Origin of the sequence: Aeromicrobium sp. S22, from assembly GCF_009661045.1 — a bacterium.
Classification (GTDB): Bacteria; Actinomycetota; Actinomycetes; order Propionibacteriales; family Nocardioidaceae; genus Aeromicrobium; species Aeromicrobium yanjiei.
Map to the genome: position 1 here is coordinate 844,926 of NZ_WJWV01000002.1, position 15,510 is coordinate 860,435.

17 protein-coding genes are annotated in these 15,510 nt (G+C 69.5%); 5 read left to right on the forward strand and 12 right to left on the reverse strand.

Translation table 11 applies throughout. The features are described 5' to 3' along the window. Nucleotides 1-4 precede the first annotated feature (4 nt). Entirely contained in the window at nt 5-751 is a 747-nt protein-coding gene (locus tag GEV27_RS12745) for a hypothetical protein (protein ID WP_153934553.1), read from the forward strand. Here GEV27_RS12745 and GEV27_RS12750 read toward each other — a convergent pair. Then, nucleotides 734-1,762 carry a PHP domain-containing protein gene (locus GEV27_RS12750; RefSeq protein WP_309222225.1) on the reverse strand — a complete coding sequence of 343 codons (1,029 nt, stop codon included), beginning with the start codon at nt 1,760-1,762 and terminating at the stop codon, nt 734-736. The genes GEV27_RS12745 and GEV27_RS12750 overlap by 18 nt on opposite strands. 27 nt (nt 1,763-1,789) lie before the next feature. On the opposite strand from GEV27_RS12750, the gene GEV27_RS12755 reads away from it, so the two are divergent. Continuing rightward, nucleotides 1,790-2,056 carry an acylphosphatase gene (locus GEV27_RS12755; RefSeq protein WP_153934557.1) on the forward strand — a complete coding sequence of 89 codons (267 nt, stop codon included), beginning with the start codon at nt 1,790-1,792 and terminating at the stop codon, nt 2,054-2,056. Nucleotides 2,057-2,231: 175 nt separating this feature from the next. After that, entirely contained in the window at nt 2,232-3,527 is a 1,296-nt protein-coding gene (locus tag GEV27_RS12760) for an HNH endonuclease signature motif containing protein (protein WP_153934559.1), read from the forward strand. Nucleotides 3,528-3,577: 50 nt separating this feature from the next. Here the strand turns inward: GEV27_RS12760 and era are convergent, their stop codons facing one another. Genes era through hrcA form a run of 8 tightly spaced genes read right to left on the reverse strand, consistent with a single transcriptional unit; the run spans nt 3,578 to nt 10,222 of the window. Further along, entirely contained in the window at nt 3,578-4,525 is a 948-nt protein-coding gene (gene era / locus GEV27_RS12765) for a GTPase Era (protein ID WP_153911617.1), read from the reverse strand. Next, nucleotides 4,522-4,860, reverse strand: coding sequence for a cytidine deaminase (locus GEV27_RS12770; protein ID WP_153652161.1), 339 nt, complete (start codon nt 4,858-4,860; stop codon nt 4,522-4,524). The genes era and GEV27_RS12770 overlap by 4 nt, the downstream gene beginning before the upstream one ends. Further along, nucleotides 4,844-6,145 (reverse strand): hemolysin family protein, encoded by a 1,302-nt coding sequence (locus GEV27_RS12775; protein ID WP_153934562.1) that lies wholly within the window; start codon nt 6,143-6,145, stop codon nt 4,844-4,846. Before GEV27_RS12775 ends, GEV27_RS12770 begins: the two co-directional genes overlap by 17 nt. A 10-nt stretch (nt 6,146-6,155) precedes the next feature. Next, nucleotides 6,156-6,632 carry an rRNA maturation RNase YbeY gene (gene ybeY / locus GEV27_RS12780; protein ID WP_153652159.1) on the reverse strand — a complete coding sequence of 159 codons (477 nt, stop codon included), beginning with the start codon at nt 6,630-6,632 and terminating at the stop codon, nt 6,156-6,158. Continuing rightward, complete coding sequence (locus tag GEV27_RS12785) at nt 6,610-7,650, reverse strand: PhoH family protein (RefSeq protein WP_153652158.1); 1,041 nt, start codon at nt 7,648-7,650, stop codon at nt 6,610-6,612. Before GEV27_RS12785 ends, ybeY begins: the two co-directional genes overlap by 23 nt. Nucleotides 7,651-7,693: 43 nt before the next feature. After that, the gene (locus tag GEV27_RS12790; RefSeq protein WP_309222226.1) at nt 7,694-8,044 is read right to left on the reverse strand and encodes a histidine triad nucleotide-binding protein; all 351 of its coding nucleotides are present in this window, start codon (nt 8,042-8,044) and stop codon (nt 7,694-7,696) included. Beyond that, the gene (dnaJ, locus tag GEV27_RS12795) at nt 8,041-9,189 is read right to left on the reverse strand and encodes a molecular chaperone DnaJ (protein WP_153911618.1); all 1,149 of its coding nucleotides are present in this window, start codon (nt 9,187-9,189) and stop codon (nt 8,041-8,043) included. Before dnaJ ends, GEV27_RS12790 begins: the two co-directional genes overlap by 4 nt. Before the next feature lie 16 nt (nt 9,190-9,205). Further along, nucleotides 9,206-10,222, reverse strand: a complete 1,017-nt coding sequence (hrcA, locus tag GEV27_RS12800) for a heat-inducible transcriptional repressor HrcA (protein ID WP_153652155.1) — start codon at nt 10,220-10,222, stop codon at nt 9,206-9,208. Nucleotides 10,223-10,283: 61 nt separating this feature from the next. Between hrcA and GEV27_RS12805 the strand changes: the two genes are divergently transcribed. Both GEV27_RS12805 and GEV27_RS12810 read left to right on the forward strand, forming a co-directional pair. Beyond that, entirely contained in the window at nt 10,284-10,730 is a 447-nt protein-coding gene (locus tag GEV27_RS12805; protein ID WP_153911619.1) for a hypothetical protein, read from the forward strand. Further along, a complete protein-coding gene (locus tag GEV27_RS12810) occupies nt 10,723-11,556 on the forward strand; it encodes a DUF3097 domain-containing protein (RefSeq protein WP_153652153.1) in 834 nt (277 codons plus the stop codon). Before GEV27_RS12805 ends, GEV27_RS12810 begins: the two co-directional genes overlap by 8 nt. 133 nt (nt 11,557-11,689) lie before the next feature. Here the strand turns inward: GEV27_RS12810 and hemW are convergent, their stop codons facing one another. From hemW to GEV27_RS12825, 3 genes are all read right to left on the reverse strand, one after another. After that, on the reverse strand, nt 11,690-12,880 hold the full coding sequence (gene hemW / locus GEV27_RS12815; protein ID WP_375335591.1) for a radical SAM family heme chaperone HemW: 1,191 nt from the start codon (nt 12,878-12,880) through the stop codon (nt 11,690-11,692). A gap of 3 nt (nt 12,881-12,883) precedes the next feature. After that, nucleotides 12,884-14,719, reverse strand: coding sequence for a long-chain fatty acid--CoA ligase (locus tag GEV27_RS12820; RefSeq protein ID WP_153652151.1), 1,836 nt, complete (start codon nt 14,717-14,719; stop codon nt 12,884-12,886). 68 nt (nt 14,720-14,787) lie between these two features. Further along, on the reverse strand, nt 14,788-15,423 hold the full coding sequence (locus tag GEV27_RS12825) for an MOSC domain-containing protein (RefSeq protein WP_153934564.1): 636 nt from the start codon (nt 15,421-15,423) through the stop codon (nt 14,788-14,790). Between the last annotated feature and the right edge of the window lie 87 nt (nt 15,424-15,510).

Genomic DNA, 15,510 nt, shown 5'->3' on the forward strand with positions numbered 1-15,510 from the left:
AGGGGTGATCTCCCGCGTGCCCGACGCCCTGCCCACCCTCTCGGCCGGGTCCCACGACTCCTCGCGCGGTGAGGCCTGCGTGATGGAGTACGTCTCGCTGCTGGCCGGCGAGGAGTGGAGCGATCGTCCCGAGTGCACCCACGAGCTGCTGTCCCACGAGGCCCGCACCGTCAACGACCTGCTGCGTGACAGCGACCGCTCACGGCTCGTGCCGCTGATCGGGCGCCTGTTCGGCACGACCGAGGACTCCCCCGCCCTGCGCGCACACCTGCGTCTCGCGCAGGCCCGGCAGGTCGTCGCCCTGCTGGAGCCCAGCTCGAGAGGGCCTGCGCTGGCGGCGATCGAGCGGGCCGAGCGGCTGATCGGCCTCGACACCGACGACGACGTGCACGCCGCGTTCACGGAGGCGATGCAGTTCCCGCTGACCCACCACGGCGACCTCGACCCCGAGCACGTCGGGTTCCACGAACGGATGGCCCGGATCTTCCCGTTCGCCCTCTCCCCCGACCTGGGCACCGCCGAGGCGTACGCACTGACGGCGCTCGTGATCGCCCACAAGGTGGCCGCGTCGGGCGAGTGCCGGGCCGACTGCGGCAACGCCCCGGCACGGGCGCGACGCATGGTCAAGGACCTGTCGGGGCTCATCGACGTCTACGACGCCGTCACCGGACGCCTCGTCCCGGACGTCACCGAGCACGACGTCCGCGAGCTCGCCGCCGGCCTGGGCTCACCGTCAACGCTTGGCGTGTGACCACTCGAGCAGGCGGTCGACCGGCCAGGTCGTGACGATCCGGTCGGCCGGCACGCCGCCCGCCTCCGCGCGTGCGGCGCCGAGGTCGAGGAAGTCCAGCTGCCCGGGTGCGTGCGCGTCCGTGTCGATCGCGAACAGGCAACCGGCGTCGAGGGCCAGCGCGATGAGCTCGTCGGGCGGATCCTGACGTTCGGGCCGGGAGTTGATCTCGACCGCGACGTCGAACTCGGCGCACGCCGCAAAAACGGCCTTGGCGTTGAACTGCGACTGCGGTCGCTGCCCGCGCCCGCCCTGCACCAGGCGGCCCGTGCAGTGGCCCAGGACGTTGGTGTGCGGATCGGCGACCGCGGTCATCATCCGGCGGGTCATCGCCTGGGCGTCCATCCGCAGCTTGGAGTGGACGCTGGCCACCACGACGTCGAGGCGCTCGAGCATCTCGTCGGTCTGGTCGAGGCTGCCGTCGTCATGGATGTCGACCTCGATGCCGCTCAGCAGCCTGAAGTCGTCGTACGCCCCGTCGACCTCGGCGACGACGTCGAGCTGCTCGGTGAGGCGTTCGACGCTCAGTCCGTTGGCGATCGTCAGGCGGGGCGAGTGGTCGGTCAGCACCTGGTACTCCCGGCCGCGCCAACGGGCCGCGCGGGCCATCTCCTCGATGGACGATCCGCCGTCCGACCAGTCCGAGTGGCTGTGCAGGTCGCCACGCAGCTGCGCGCGGAGCTCCGTACCGCCCGTCGCCAGGGGCGCTGCCCCCTCCTCGCGCAGCTCGGCGAGGTAGTCCGGCACCTGCCCGTCCACGGCCTGGCCGATCACGCCGTACGTCCGGTCGCCGATGCCCTTGATCCGCTTGATGCGGCCGTCCCGGGTCTGCGCGGCGATCTCGTCGGGGCTGAGATGACCGATCGCGGCAGCGGCCTTGCGGAACGCCTCGACGCGGTAGCTCTTGGCCTGGGCGCGCTCCAGCCAGAACGCGATCTCCTTCAGGGCGTCGACAGCATCGAGGTCTTCCACCTGCCCGACCCTATTACGGTGGAAGACATGGAGCGTCGACATGTCATCGTGCGAGGAACCGTGCAGGGCGTCTTCTTCCGGGCTTCGTGCCAGCAGGAGGCCGCTCGGCTGGGAGCCACCGGGTGGGTCGCGAACCGCCCCGACGGATCGGTCGAGGCCGTTTTCGAGGGCCCGCCCGAAGTGGTCGACCGGCTCGTGGAGTGGTGCCGCACCGGCCCGCCCCGGGCGGCCGTGTCCGACGTCCAGGTGACCGAGCAGCAGCCGGTCGGCGAGCTCGGGTTCGAGGTCCGCTGACCGCCCCACCAAGTCGTCAGGGACGGTGTCGGAGCCTCGGCGTAGGCTGGGACCGGGAACTTTCCGTGGTCGATTCTGACTGACATTGCAGGATACTTCTTTGCGCGAGCCCTTGTGCTCGAGCCGCGGAGCGCGATAGGATCGAACATACGTTCTAGTCCTCCGGAGTCCGCCCATGATCGTCGAGCAGCTGTCATCGTTGACCGACGACATGGCTGCGCTCGAGCCGTGGACGTTGACCGGTTCGGAGGTCAAGCAGGTCGCGCTGGCGCTCGTGAGGGCGCGGACCTCGATGGATGCCGCCCTGTCGAGACTGGCCGGTTGCGCCGAGGGCATGGGACTGGCCAAGGAGGAGGGCGCGACCTCGACGACGACCTGGTTGGCGAGCACCACGGGGATCAGCAAGGGCGAGGCCGCCAAGCTCGTCGGTCTGGCACGGGTCACAGGCACCCACACCGAGGCGACCCGGGCGGCATGGGCCGCAGGTGGGCTGTCGACCGACCAGGCGGGCGTGATCATGAAGGCGATCGACGCGCTGCCCGAGTGGTGCGGTGACGAGGAGCGCGGCGACGCCGAGGCGCACCTGATCCGTCTCGCCGCCGACTACTCACTCGACGACCTGAGGCGTCTGGCCAACCGGGTCCTGGAGGTCATCGACCCCGACGGCGCCGATGAGCACCTGGGCGAGCAGCTGCGCCAGCAGGAGCAGAAGGCCTGGGACGCCACGAAGCTGTCGATGCGCCGGCGCGGCGACGGCACTACGCACGGAGCGTTCACGATCCCCGATGCGGACGCCGACACGTTGCGCGCGGCGATCGAGGGGATCATCGCGCCACGCCGGACCGCAGAGAACGCCGAGCACCACGGCCTCGGCGCCGACGACTGGCTGGCGCTGCCGCGCGACCAGAAGATGGGCCACGCGTTCACCGAGCTGATCGAGCACCTGCCGACCGGCGCTCTCCCCCAGGCCGGTGGGCTCGCCGCGACGGTGGCCGTCACGATCGACATCGACGACCTGCGCACCGGGCAGGGCACCGCGACCAACACGTCCGGCACGACCACCTCGGCCGCCAAGGCCCAGCGGCTGGCCTGCAACGCCCATCTCGTCGCGCTGTACCTCGAGAACGGCACGCGCGTCATCGACCACGGCATGACCAAGCGGTTGTACGACCGGCACCAGCGACTGGCCCTCGCGGTCCGCGACCAAGGCTGCGTGTTTCCCGGTTGCGACCGGCCTCCGGCCTGGTGCGAGGCGCACCACCTCAGCTTCTGGTCCGAAGGCGGACCGACCGACCTGACCAACGCGGCGCTGCTGTGCCACTTCCACCACTTCCTGGTCCACGAAGGCGAGTGGGCCGCCCGGATGGGCGAGGACGGCATCCCCGAGATCATCCCGCCGCCCCGGATCGACCCCGAGCAGCGTCCTCGACGCCACGCCAGATTCACCCAGCAGCAACCCCGCGCCGCGTAGGGGTGGCGCGGGGGCGAGGCCGCAGCGTAGGCGCCCGAGGGGCGCAGCAGCTAGAAGCCGAGCTTGCGGAGCTGCTTGGGGTCGCGCTGCCAGTCCTTGGCAACCTTGACGTGCAGGTCGAGGAACACGGGCGTGCCGAGGATCTTCTCGATCTGGGAGCGCGAGTCGCTGCCGATCTGGCGCAGCCGCGAGCCCTGCTTGCCGATGATGATGCCCTTCTGGCTGTCCCGCTCGACGTAGACGTTGACCCGGACGTCGACGAGCGGCTTGTCCTTCGGACGGTCGGTGCGGGCCACCATCTCCTCGACCACGACGGCGATCGAGTGGGGCAGCTCGTCGCGGACGCCCTCGAGCGCGGCCTCGCGGATGATCTCCGCGATGAGCGTCTCCTCGGGCTCGTCGGTCAGCTGACCCTCGGGATAGAGAGCCGGGCCCTCGGGCAGCGTGTCGATCAGCAGATCGGCCAGCAGGTCGACCTGGTCGTCGGCCACGGCCGAGACCGGGATGATCTCCTGCCACTGCAGGCCTGCGTCCGCACCGGCCTGTTGGATCGAGAGCAGGTGGTCACGCAGCCGGTCGGGCTTGACCAGGTCGATCTTGGTCGCGATCGCGAAGATCGGCTTGGGCCGACGCTTGCCCTGGTTGATCTGGGCCAGCTCCTTGATGAGGAACTTGTCGCCCTCGCCGACGGACTCGTTGGCCGGCAGGCACATGCCGATCGTGTCGACCTCCGACCAGGTGGAGCGCACGAGGGCGTTGAGCCGCTCGCCGAGCAGCGTGTGCGGCTTGTGCAGGCCCGGGGTGTCGATGAGGATCAGCTGGGCGTCGTCACGGTTGACCAGCCCGCGGATCGCATGCCGCGTCGTCTGTGGCTTGGAGGACGTGATCGCGATCTTGCCACCGACCAGCGCATTGGTCAGCGTCGACTTGCCCGCGTTGGGACGACCGACGAAGCAGGCGAATCCCGAGCGGTGCACGCGGCCCGTCTCGGCGCTCATGTGGTCCTCACCCGCACGACCTGACCCGACGGGTCCGCCAGGTAGACGTGGATGCCGTGCCCCGAGACGTCCCGGACGGCCGTGCCGCTGACCAGGGGCTCGGGCATCATCTCCCCCACCAGCGCACCGGCCTCGATGCCGGTCGCGCCGGACGAGACGGCCATCGCGACCGCGAGGTCGAGGGCGTCGATGCGGATCGAGGGCAGGACGACGGTCGACGCGACGTAGGTGCGCCCGTCCTGGTCGCGGACGGCGGCGCCGTGCTCCGCGTTGGTGCGGGCGCGGGAGGTGCGCGCGAGCGTCACCAGCTTTGCGTCCTCAGGACTGATATCCATGGTCGGAGCCTTTCAGGTCTTCTGGCGGAGGTGCGATGCGGCTGACGAGGACGTGACCGATGCGGTTGCGTCGCCCGGACGGCCCCTCGGCCTCGAAACGTAGTCCCTCGACCTCGACGACACTGCCCCGGATCGGCACCTTGCCCAGGTGCTTGGCCATCAGGCCGCCGACCGAGTCGACGTCCTCGTCCTCGATCGGGATGTCGAAGAGGTCCTCGAGATCGTCGACCTCGAACCGCGAGCTGACCCGCCACGAGCCGTCGGAGAGCTGCTCCTTGGCCTCGGGCTCGTTGTCGTACTCGTCGGTGATCTCGCCGACGATCTCCTCGAGGATGTCCTCGATCGTGATCATGCCCGAGGTGCCGCCGAACTCGTCCACGACGATCGCCACGTGCGTGTGCTGGGCCTGCATCTCCTTGAGGAGGTCACCTGCGGGCTTGGTGTCGGGGACGAACAGGCACGGTCGTGCGATGGACTCGACCCGCTCGGTCGTCTCGGCGACGTGGTTGTCGAACACGCGCTTGGTCAGGTCCTTGAGATAGGCCATCCCGACGACGTCGTCGAGGTTCTCGTCGATCACCGGCATGCGGGAGTATCCGCTGCGCAGCGCCAGCGACATCGCCTGGCGCAGGGTCTTGTGCTTCTCGACGAACACCAGGTCGGTGCGGGGCACCATGACCTCGCGGACGATGGTGTCGCCGAGCTCGAAGACCGACTGCAGCATCTTGCCCTCGTCGGTCTCGATCAGCGAGCTCGCGGCCGCGAGGTCGACGAGCTCACGGACCTCGACCTCGGAGGCGAACGGTCCCTCGCTGAACCCCTTGCCCGGCGTGACCGCGTTGCCGAGCATGATCAGCAGCTTCGGGACCGGACCCAGCAGCCGGGTGACGCCGATGACCGGCATGGCCGACGCGAGCGCGATGGCCTCGGCGTGCTGGCGTCCGAGCGTGCGCGGGCCGACACCGATGAGGACGAAGCTCACGACGGACATGATCGCGACCGCGACGGCCGCGCGCGTCCACAGGCCGTCGAGCTCGTCAGCCACCACCAGGGCGACCAGCACGATGCTCGCGGTCTCGGCGATGACCCGCAGGAGCAGGACCGAGTTGAGATAGGGGGCGGGGTCCGCAAGGATGCGCGAGAGCCGGGAGGCGCCGGAGCGTCCCTCGTCCTCGAGCTCCTCGGCCCGGGCCTTGGAGAATGCGGAGATCGCCGCGTCGACGCTCGCGAGCATGCCCGCCGCGACGGCGAGGAGCACGGACAGCACCACGGGAAGCCAGTTCATGGAGCTGCCCTCACTGCTGCTCGGGGTCGATGCCCTCGGCGGCCTGTTGCCACTCGAGGAGCAGTCGTCCCTGGATGCCGAACATCTCCTGGTGCTCCGCCGGCTCGGCGTGGTCGTAGCCGAGGAGGTGCAGGATGCCGTGCACCGTCAGCAGCTCGATCTCGTCCTGCGTCGAGTGGCCGGCGGCGGGTGCCTGCTGCTCCGCGACCTGCGGGCACAGGGCGATGTCGCCGAGATATCCCTCGGGACTCTCCGCGGCGTCGGTGCCGGGCGTGAGCTCGTCCATGGGGAACGACAGCACGTCGGTGGGACCCTTCTTGCCCATCCACTGCTCGTTGAGCACTGTGATGGTGTCGGGGTCCACGAGGCGTACGGTCAGCTCGGTCGCAGGGTGCAGCCTCATGCGCCGCATCGTGAAGCGGCAGAGTCGGGTCAGACCGACGACGTCGACGTCGGTCCCGGACTCATTGAGAACGTCGACGTTCACGGGAGTCAGCACCTGCCTCGCGGGCCAGCAGTGACTGGGAAGCCTGCTCTTCGAACTCACCGTAGGCCGCAACGATGTGGCCGACGAGCTTGTGGCGCACGACGTCCGCGGACGACAGGTTGGCGAAGTGGATGTCGCGGACGTCGTCGAGGATCTCCTGGACCACCCGCAGGCCGCTCTTGTTGCCCGACGGCAGGTCGACCTGCGTGACGTCGCCGGTGACGACCATCTTGGAGCCGAAGCCCAGTCGGGTGAGGAACATCTTCATCTGCTCGGGCGTCGTGTTCTGCGCCTCGTCCAGGATGATGAACGCGTCGTTGAGCGTGCGGCCGCGCATGTAGGCCAGCGGAGCGACCTCGATGACGCCGGAGGCGAGCAGCTTGGGCACGGTCTCGGGGTCGAGCATGTCGTGCAGCGCGTCGTAGAGCGGGCGCAGGTAGGGATCGATCTTCTCGCTCAGCGACCCCGGCAGGAAGCCCAGTCGCTCGCCGGCCTCGACCGCGGGCCGGGTCAAGATGATGCGGTTGACCTCCTTGGCCTGCAGCGCCTGCACGGCCTTGGCCATCGCGAGGTACGTCTTGCCGGTGCCGGCGGGGCCGATGCCGAAGACGATCGTGTGCTTGTCGATCGCGTCGACGTAGCGCTTCTGGTTGACCGTCTTGGGCCGGATCGTCCGTCCGCGGTTGGACAAGATGTTGAGGCTCAGCACCTCGGCCGGCTTCTCGCGGGTCTCGGTGCGCAGCATCGAGACGCTGCGCTCGACCGTCTCGCGCGTGAGGTTCTGGCCGGTGCGCAGGATCGTGACGAGCTCGTCGAGCAGCCGCTCCACGAGAGCTGCCTCCGACGGCGCACCGGTCACCGTGATGGTGTTGCCGCGCGCGTGGATGCGCGCCTTGAACGAGTCCTCGATCAGGCGCAGGAACTCGTCGGCAGGGCCGAGCAGGGCGACGGCCGCGACGCTCGACGGGATCGTGAACGTGTGGGTGGGCAGCGGTGCGGGGACGGTGTCATCAGTCATGTGGTCTCAATCGTACGCATCCGGTGTGACAGCGCGCGAATTGTCAGCCCGGAGGCCAGGTGAGACTGCGACCGGCAAGCACGTGGCCGTGCACGTGGAACACCGTCTGGTGCGCATCGGGACCGGTGTTGAACACCAGCCGGTAGGAGTCGTGCCCGTCGGCCTGGGCCACGCGGCGCGTCTCCTTGAGCAGCTCGACCGCGGCCTCGGGCGCCGCGTCGACGAGGCTCGCGATGTCGGGCTGATGCACCCGCGGGATCACCAGCACGTGCGTGGGCGCCTGCGGATCGACGTCACGGAAGGCGACAGTGTGCTCGGTCTCCGAGACGATCTCGGCCGGGATGTCGCCCGAGACGATCTTGCAGAACAGGCAGTTCGGGTCAGTGTCGCTCACTTGAATGCATCCTTGATCTTGCCGAACACACCCTTGTGGTTCGTGGCCATGAGCGTCTCGGGACGCTCCTCGTCGCGCAGCTGCGCGAGCTCCTCCAGCAGGGCACGTTGCTGGTCGTCGATGCGGGTCGGCGTCTCGACGACGACCTGCACCTTGAGGTCCCCGCGACCGGCGCCGCGAAGGCGCGGCACGCCCTGGCCCTTGATCGTGAGGGTGTCGCCGGACTGCGTGCCCGGCGCGACCTCGAGGCGTACGGTCCGCGCGTCCTCGTCGGAGTCCGGCACGTCGGCCTCGAGGGTCGGCAGGTCGATCTGCGTGCCGAGCGCCGCAGCCGTCATCGGCAGGGTGACCTGGCAGAACAGCTGATCGCCCTTGCGCTGGAACATCGGGTGCCGGGCCACGTTGATCTCGAGGTAGAGGTCGCCGGCAGGCCCGCCTCCGGGCCCGACCTCGCCCTCACCGCTGAGCTGGATCCGCGTGCCCTGGTCGACGCCCGCGGGGATCGTCACCGAGATCGAGCGACGCGAGCGCACGCGGCCCTCGCCGTTGCACTCGGGGCACGGGTCGGGGATGACCGTGCCGAAGCCGTGGCACGTGGGGCACGGGCGCGACGTGCGGATGTCGCCGAGCAGCGAGCGCTGAACGTGCTGGACGTCGCCGTGGCCGTGGCAGGTGCGGCAGGTCTCGGGCTGCGAGCCGTTGGCGGCTCCGCTGCCCTCGCACGTCGTGCAGGTCACGGCCGTGTCGACTTTGATCTCGTGGGTGACGCCGAACGCCGCCTCCGCGAGGTCGACGTTGAGCCGCAGCAGGGCGTCCTGGCCGCGCTGCTGGCGCGGGCGCGGGCCGCGCTGGGCGTTCTGCCCGAAGAAGGCGTCCATGATGTCGTCGAAGTTGAACCCCTGGCCGCCGCCGAAGCCGCCACCGCCGCTGCTCATGGGATCGCCGCCGCGGTCGAACACCGCCCGCTTCTGCGGATCGGACAGCACCTCGTACGCGAGCGTCACCTCCTTGAACTTCTCGGAGGCGTCGGGCGCGTCGTTGACGTCGGGGTGGTACTGCCGCGCCAGCTTGCGGTAGGCCTTCTTCAGCTGCTCGGCCGTGGCGTCGCGGTCGACGCCGAGTGTTGCGTAGTAGTCCTGTGCCATGAGTCCTCGAGGGGTGTCAGTTGTCCGCCAGCGTGCGGCCGACGTAGCGGGCGACGGCGCCGACAGCTGCCATCGTTGCGGGATAGTCCATGCGGGTGGGGCCGACCGTGCCCAGGGTCGCGAGTGCGAGGTCGTCCGAACCGTACGCCGAGGAGACGACCGTCGTGCTCATGAGGCTCTCGTGGCCGGTCTCGCTGCCGATGCGGACCGAGAGTCCGCTCGTGGCCTCGCCGAGCAGCTTGAGCAGGACGACCTGCTCCTCGATCGCCTCGAGCACGGGCTTGATCGAGGTGTCGAAGTCGCTGCCGAAGCGGGCCAGGTTGGCCGTGCCGCCGACCGCGATGCGCTCGTCGCTGCGCTCATTGGTGAACGTGTGCGACAGCGTCGTGACGATCGAGGTGACGATCGGTCGGTCGTTGGCGCCGAAGGTCTCGATCATGTCGGCCAGCCGGAGCGAGGCCTCGGGCAGGCGTTCGCCGATCGTCGCGCGGGCGATGCGCGAGCGCATGTCGGACATCAGATCGTCGCTGGGCGTCTCGACGAGCTCGACGATGCGCTGCTCGACCCGGCCGCTGCTGGTGATCACGACGAGGAGGACACGGGAGCCCTCCAGCGACACGAGCTCGATGTGGCGGACCGTCGAGCGGGTCAGCGACGGGTACTGCACGATCGCGACCTGGTTGGTCAGCTGCGCGAGCACCTTGACGCTGCGCTGCACGACGTCGTCGACGTCGACCGCTCCGCTCAGGAACGTCTCGATGGCGCGGCGCTCGGCCGGCGACAGCGCCTTGACCGTCGCGAGCCGGTCGACGAACATCCGGTAGCCCTTGTCCGTCGGGATGCGACCTGCGCTCGTGTGGGGCTGGGTGAGGTAGCCCTCCTCCTCGAGCGCTGCCATGTCGTTGCGGACCGTGGCGGGCGAGACGCCCAGCTGGTGCCGCTCGAGCAGCGAGCGGGAGCCGACGGGCTCCTGGGTCGCGACGTAGTCCTCGACGATGGCCCGGAGGACGTCGAGCCGGCGATCGTCAGTCATCACACATCCCTCTCCCGCGAGCCTGTTGGCACTCTCAGTGGTCAAGTGCCAGTCTAGCGAGGTGAGCAGCATCTCCGAGAACAGCGACGGTCACATCGTCGTCGAGGGCGACGAGAGATCGCTCACGATCGGCCCCTACGAGGTGGTGCTCGACGACGGGACGACGATCGCCCACGAGTCGCGCGGCGGCTCACTGGCGTCCGTGTGGGCCACCCAGCTCGATCGCATCAGCGTCGAGGTCATGCACCTCGGCGACGGGCCCGAGGGCGGTGAGCTCGTCACGAGCCTCACCGCAGTGAGCGAAGATGGTGCCGTGCTCGCGTCCTACGTCCTGGTCGGCGCCCTGTGGACCGACGAGGTCCCCGGCACCGTCCCGCCGAGCTGGCCCGTAGCGGTCGACCTGGCGCTCGGTCTCGTCGGCGACGGCACCGTGCTGCTGGCGCCCGACATCGCCAAGGACGATCTCGAGACCCTCCACCAACGACTCCTGGGAGCTCTGCATGGTTGACCGGTACGGCAGCGACGTCCTCTCCGGTGACTGGAAGAAGCCTCCCCGCGGACGTTCCGAGGAGGTCGTGATCGAGCGCGGCATGGTCATCGAGGACGCCACGACCGGCTTCTGCGGCGAGGTCATGGTCGTGGAGAAGGACCTCGGGATGATGATCCTCGAGGACCGCCGACTGGTCCGCCGCTCGTTCCCGCTCGGCCCGGGCTATCTGCTGGAGGGCAAGCCGATCATCGCCCGGCCCCCGTCGGCCGCGACCAAGGCCACCGCCACGCGTACGGCGTCGGGATCGCGCGCGGTGCGTGGCGCACGGGCGCGGGTCGCGCTGCCGAGCCGCATCTACGTCGAGGGTCGCCACGACGCCGAGCTGGTCGAGAAGGTCTGGGGCGACGACCTGCGCATCGAGGGCGTCGCGGTGGAGTACCTCGGCGGCATCGACGACCTCGTCGGGATCGTGGACGAGTTCGCCCCGACCGCCGAGCGCCGCCTCGGCGTGCTGGTCGACCACCTCGTGCCGGGGTCCAAGGAGACCCGACTGGCCGAGCAGGTCTCCGGCCGGCCGCACGTGCTGGTGGTCGGGCACCCCTACATCGACGTCTGGCAGTCGGTGAAGCCTGCCCGCCTCGGCATCGAGTCCTGGCCCACGATCCCCCGGGGCCAGGACTGGAAGTACGGCATCTGCCGCGAGCTCGGCTGGCCCCACAGCGACCAGACCGACATCGCCCGTGCGTGGAAGCACATCCTCAGCCGGGTCGACTCCTATGCCGATCTCGAGCCGGAGTTCCTCGGCCGCGTCGAGGAGCTCATCGACTTCGTCACCGTCCCCTGACCCCACCCCCCCCAATTCGCTGAGGCGCGCCTCCCGTCCGCCGACGCGCGCCTCCCGTCCGCCGACGTGGGACCGGGGGCTCCCCTCGGCGGACCGGGGGCTCCCCTCAGCGGACCGGGGGCTCCCCTCGGCGTCAGTCGACGAGCTCGCGGACCACGGCGTCGGCCAGCAGGCGGCCCGTGCGGGTGAGGACGAGCCGGTCCCCCTCGAGCGTCGCGAGATCGCGGGCCACGAGCTCGGGGACGGACGCACGCGCGGCCTCGCTGAGGGTGTCGAGCCCGAGCCCGCTGCGCAACCGGGTCTCGAGCATGATCTGCTCGACGTGCGCGGTCCCGGCGTCGATCGTCTCGCCGTCGTGCCGCGGTGACTCCCCCGCGACCAGCCGCTGCGCGTACGCCGCGGGGTGCTTGACGTTCCACCAGCGCTCACCCGCGACGTGCGAGTGCGCGCCCGGTCCGATGCCGAGCCAGTCGTCGCTGCGCCAGTAGAGCACGTTGTGGCGGCACTGGGCGGACCCGTCGCGCGCCCAGTTGGACAGCTCGTACCAGCCGAGACCGGCGGCCGACAGCATCTCGTCCGCCAGGACGTACTTGTCAGCCGTCTCGTCGTCGTCGGGCATCACGACCTCGCCCCGCCGGACCTTGCGGGCGAATGCGGTCCCCTCCTCGACGATCAGGGCGTACGCGCTCACGTGGTCGGGCCCGAGCGCGATGGCCTGCTCCAGGCTCGTGCGCCAGTCATCGAACGACTCCCCCGGCGTCCCGTAGATCAGGTCGACGCTGACCTGCTCGAAACCCGCCTCACGCGCCCAGCGGACCGCCTGGGGGACGTTCGCGGGGTCGTGGGTGCGCTCGAGGGTCGCGAGCACGTGCGGGACGGCCGACTGCACCCCGAACGAGATGCGGGTGAATCCGCCCGCACGCAGGACGGCGAGCGACTCGGGCGTCACGGAGTCGGGATTGGCCTCGGTCGTGACCTCGACGCCCTCGGCCAGGCCGAGTCGCTCGTCGATCGCTTGCAGGATCCGCACGAGATCGGTCGAGGGCAGCTGGGTGGGGGTGCCGCCGCCGAAGAAGACTGTCTCGACCGGGCGACGGCCGAACCGTTCGGCGGCCTGCACGATCTCGCGGATCGCGGTGTCGGCGTACGTGGCCCGCGTCGCCCCTTCGCCGAGCTCGTCCGCGGTGTACGTGTTGAAGTCGCAGTAGCCGCACCGGACCCGGCAGAACGGCACGTGGACGTACACGCCGAACGGACGCGCGGCCCCGGACGTGCCGAGATCCCGCTCCCCGGTGGTGGGGCGCGGGATCTCGGTCGGGTTCACTCCCTAAGCGTAGAAGCCGTCCAGAATCGCCTTGTTGTTGGCTTCGACGACGGTGCGCTTGACCTTCATGCTCGGCGTGATCTCGCCGTTCTCGATCGACAGGTCGTGGTCGAGGATCGCGAACTTCTTGATCGTCTCCCACCGGTTGAGCTTGGAGTTGAGCTCGTCGATCTGCCCCTGGATGACCTCGTGCATCTGCGGGGACGAGACGACCTCGGAGTACGACTTGCCCTCCATGCCGTGGTGGGCGGCCCACTCGGCGACCGCGTCGGGGTCGAGCGTGATGAGCGCGGAGCAGAAGTTGCGGTCGTTGCCGTGCACGATGATCTGGCTCGTGAGGGCGCTGATGCCCTTGAAGATGCCCTCGATGTGCGGCGGCGCGACGTACTTGCCGCCCGACGTCTTGAACAGCTCCTTCTTGCGGCCCGTGATGAACAAGAAGCCGTCCTCGTCGATACGGCCCTCGTCGCCCGTGTGCAGCCAGCCGTCCTCGGTGAGCGACGAGACGCTCTCGCCGTCGAGGTTGTGGTAGCCGCGCATGACGTGCGGGCCCTTGATCAGCACCTCGCCGTCCGAGGCGATCTTGGCCTCGCTGCCGGGGAACGCACGACCGACCGAGCCGAGCTTGAAGTTGTCGGGCTGGTTGACGAACGCGCCCGCGGACGTCTCGGTGAGGCCGTAGCCCTCGAGGATCAGGACGCCTGCGGCGTGGAACCACTCCGCGATGTCGGGCGAGAGAGCCGCGGCGCCGGAGATGAAGAAGCGCACCCGGCCGCCGAAGCGATCACGCACCTTGGAGAACACCAGCTTGTCGGCGAGGCCGAACTTCGCCTTGAGCACCGGCGAGACGGGCTTGCCCGAGCGGATCGCCCGCGAGTACTCGAGCCCGACCTTCTCGGCCCACTTGAAGATCTTGAGCTTGGCGCCGCCGTCGGCCTCGGTCATGCCGACGATGCGGCCGTACGCCTTCTCGAAGATGCGGGGAGCGGCGCCCATGAAGGTCGGCTTGACGACCGCGAGGTTGTCCACGATGCGCGGGACGCGGCCGTCGATCGCGGTGGGGAACCCGATCGCGAGCTGCGTCGTCAGCAGCACCTTGCCGAACGAGTGGGCCATCGGCAGCCACAGGAACTGCAGATCGTCCTGGGACAGGATGTCGGCGGCGACCATGACATAGCCCTCGTAGACCCAGCCGTCGTGCGACAGCCGGACGCCCTTGGGCCGGCCCGTGGTGCCCGAGGTGTAGATCAGCGTCGCGAGCGAGTCGCCGGTGATGGCTGCGACCCGGTCCTCCACGACCGTGGGGTGCTCGACGAGGTACTTCTCGCCGAGGGCCTCCAGGTCGTCGAAACCGATGACCCAGTCGCCGTCGGTGGTGCCGTCGAACACGACGACCTTGACGATCGAGGGCAGCTCGGAGTGCTTCTGGCGCAGCTTGGCGACCTGCTCGTCGTCCTCGGCGAACACGATGCGGCTGTCGGAGTCGGCCAGGATGTACGCGACGTCGTCGGCCATCGTCGTGGGGTAGACCGTGGTGGTCGCGGCGCCGGCGGCGTTGATCGCCAGATCGGACAGGATCCACTCCACACGCGTGTTGGACGCGATCGCGACCCGCTCCTCGGGCTGGATGCCGAGCGCGACCAGTCCCGCGGCGAGACGGCTCACCCGGTCCCCCGTCTGCGACCAGGTGAGCGACTGCCAGACCTCGTCGGCGTCGGGGTAACGGTATGCCTCGCGGGAGCCGCTGTTCTTGACGCGGTCGAAGAACATGGCCGACACACTCGTGGGCCGGTTCTCGATCACTGCGAGCTGTTCGGGCGTGACGACTTGAGCGGGCATGTGGTGATCCTTCGCACGGACGTACTGGGGGAATGTGGTGCCGATCACCCTAACCTACTGACAGGTCACTACGAGGGGTCGTTGCGATGTTCACCCAACCTGCGAGCCACGAACTCGGCGGCCCGTGGCTCGGCCGCCAGCCGCGGCATCAACGCGCGTTCGGTGGTCAGCGCCCGGAACAAGAAGTCGATCGTGACCTCGTGATCGCGCTCCTCCGCGACCTCGACGACGTCACCCGCCGACACCGGCCCTTCCTCGATGACCCGGAAGTACGCGCCGGGTCGCCGGCCCTGCATGAATCTCTTGACCCAGTGGCGCTCGTCGAGGAATCCCTGGAAGACCGAGCACGGGATGCGTACGCCCGAGATCTCCAGCAGCGCTCCCCCGACCCGCCAGCGTTCGCCCGCGCGGGCGTTCGTCAGGTCGATCCCGGTGGTGGTGAGGTTCTCGCCGAACTGACCGGGGACGAGCTCGCGGCCCAGCTCGTCGGACCACGCCTGCAGATCCTCGGCCGCGTACGCGTAGACCGCCTGGACGGCGCCGCCGTGGTTGACCAGGTCGCCGATCTCGTCGCCCTCGACGCCGGACGCTCGCAGCATGACCGGGTGGTCCACCGGACGCTTGTCGATCGCGCTCCACTTGTACTTGCCCCACGGCACGTCCACCGCCGGACCCACGTTGACCGACGAGACGACACCACTCATGGCCGTCACCCTATCCACGGCCAACCCGGCGAGATGTGCGGACTCCTGCACGCTCTGCGTGGTCGATTCGGTGCAGGACCCCGCAGA

What these genes read in the sequence shown, in the direction of transcription:
- GEV27_RS12755 (WP_153934557.1), top strand. Translation starts at nt 1,790, where the DNA reads ATGGAGCGTCGACATGTCATCGTGCGAGGAACCGTGCAGGGCGTCTTC.
- GEV27_RS12760 (WP_153934559.1), top strand. Translation starts at nt 2,232, where the DNA reads ATGATCGTCGAGCAGCTGTCATCGTTGACCGACGACATGGCTGCGCTC.
- era (WP_153911617.1), bottom strand. Translation starts at nt 4,525, where the DNA reads ATGAGCGCCGAGACGGGCCGCGTGCACCGCTCGGGATTCGCCTGCTTC.
- GEV27_RS12770 (WP_153652161.1), bottom strand. Translation starts at nt 4,860, where the DNA reads ATGGATATCAGTCCTGAGGACGCAAAGCTGGTGACGCTCGCGCGCACC.
- GEV27_RS12775 (WP_153934562.1), bottom strand. Translation starts at nt 6,145, where the DNA reads ATGAACTGGCTTCCCGTGGTGCTGTCCGTGCTCCTCGCCGTCGCGGCG.
- GEV27_RS12785 (WP_153652158.1), bottom strand. Translation starts at nt 7,650, where the DNA reads ATGACTGATGACACCGTCCCCGCACCGCTGCCCACCCACACGTTCACG.
- dnaJ (WP_153911618.1), bottom strand. Translation starts at nt 9,189, where the DNA reads ATGGCACAGGACTACTACGCAACACTCGGCGTCGACCGCGACGCCACG.
- hrcA (WP_153652155.1), bottom strand. Translation starts at nt 10,222, where the DNA reads ATGACTGACGATCGCCGGCTCGACGTCCTCCGGGCCATCGTCGAGGAC.
- GEV27_RS12810 (WP_153652153.1), top strand. Translation starts at nt 10,723, where the DNA reads ATGGTTGACCGGTACGGCAGCGACGTCCTCTCCGGTGACTGGAAGAAG.
- GEV27_RS12820 (WP_153652151.1), bottom strand. Translation starts at nt 14,719, where the DNA reads ATGCCCGCTCAAGTCGTCACGCCCGAACAGCTCGCAGTGATCGAGAAC.
- GEV27_RS12825 (WP_153934564.1), bottom strand. Translation starts at nt 15,423, where the DNA reads ATGAGTGGTGTCGTCTCGTCGGTCAACGTGGGTCCGGCGGTGGACGTG.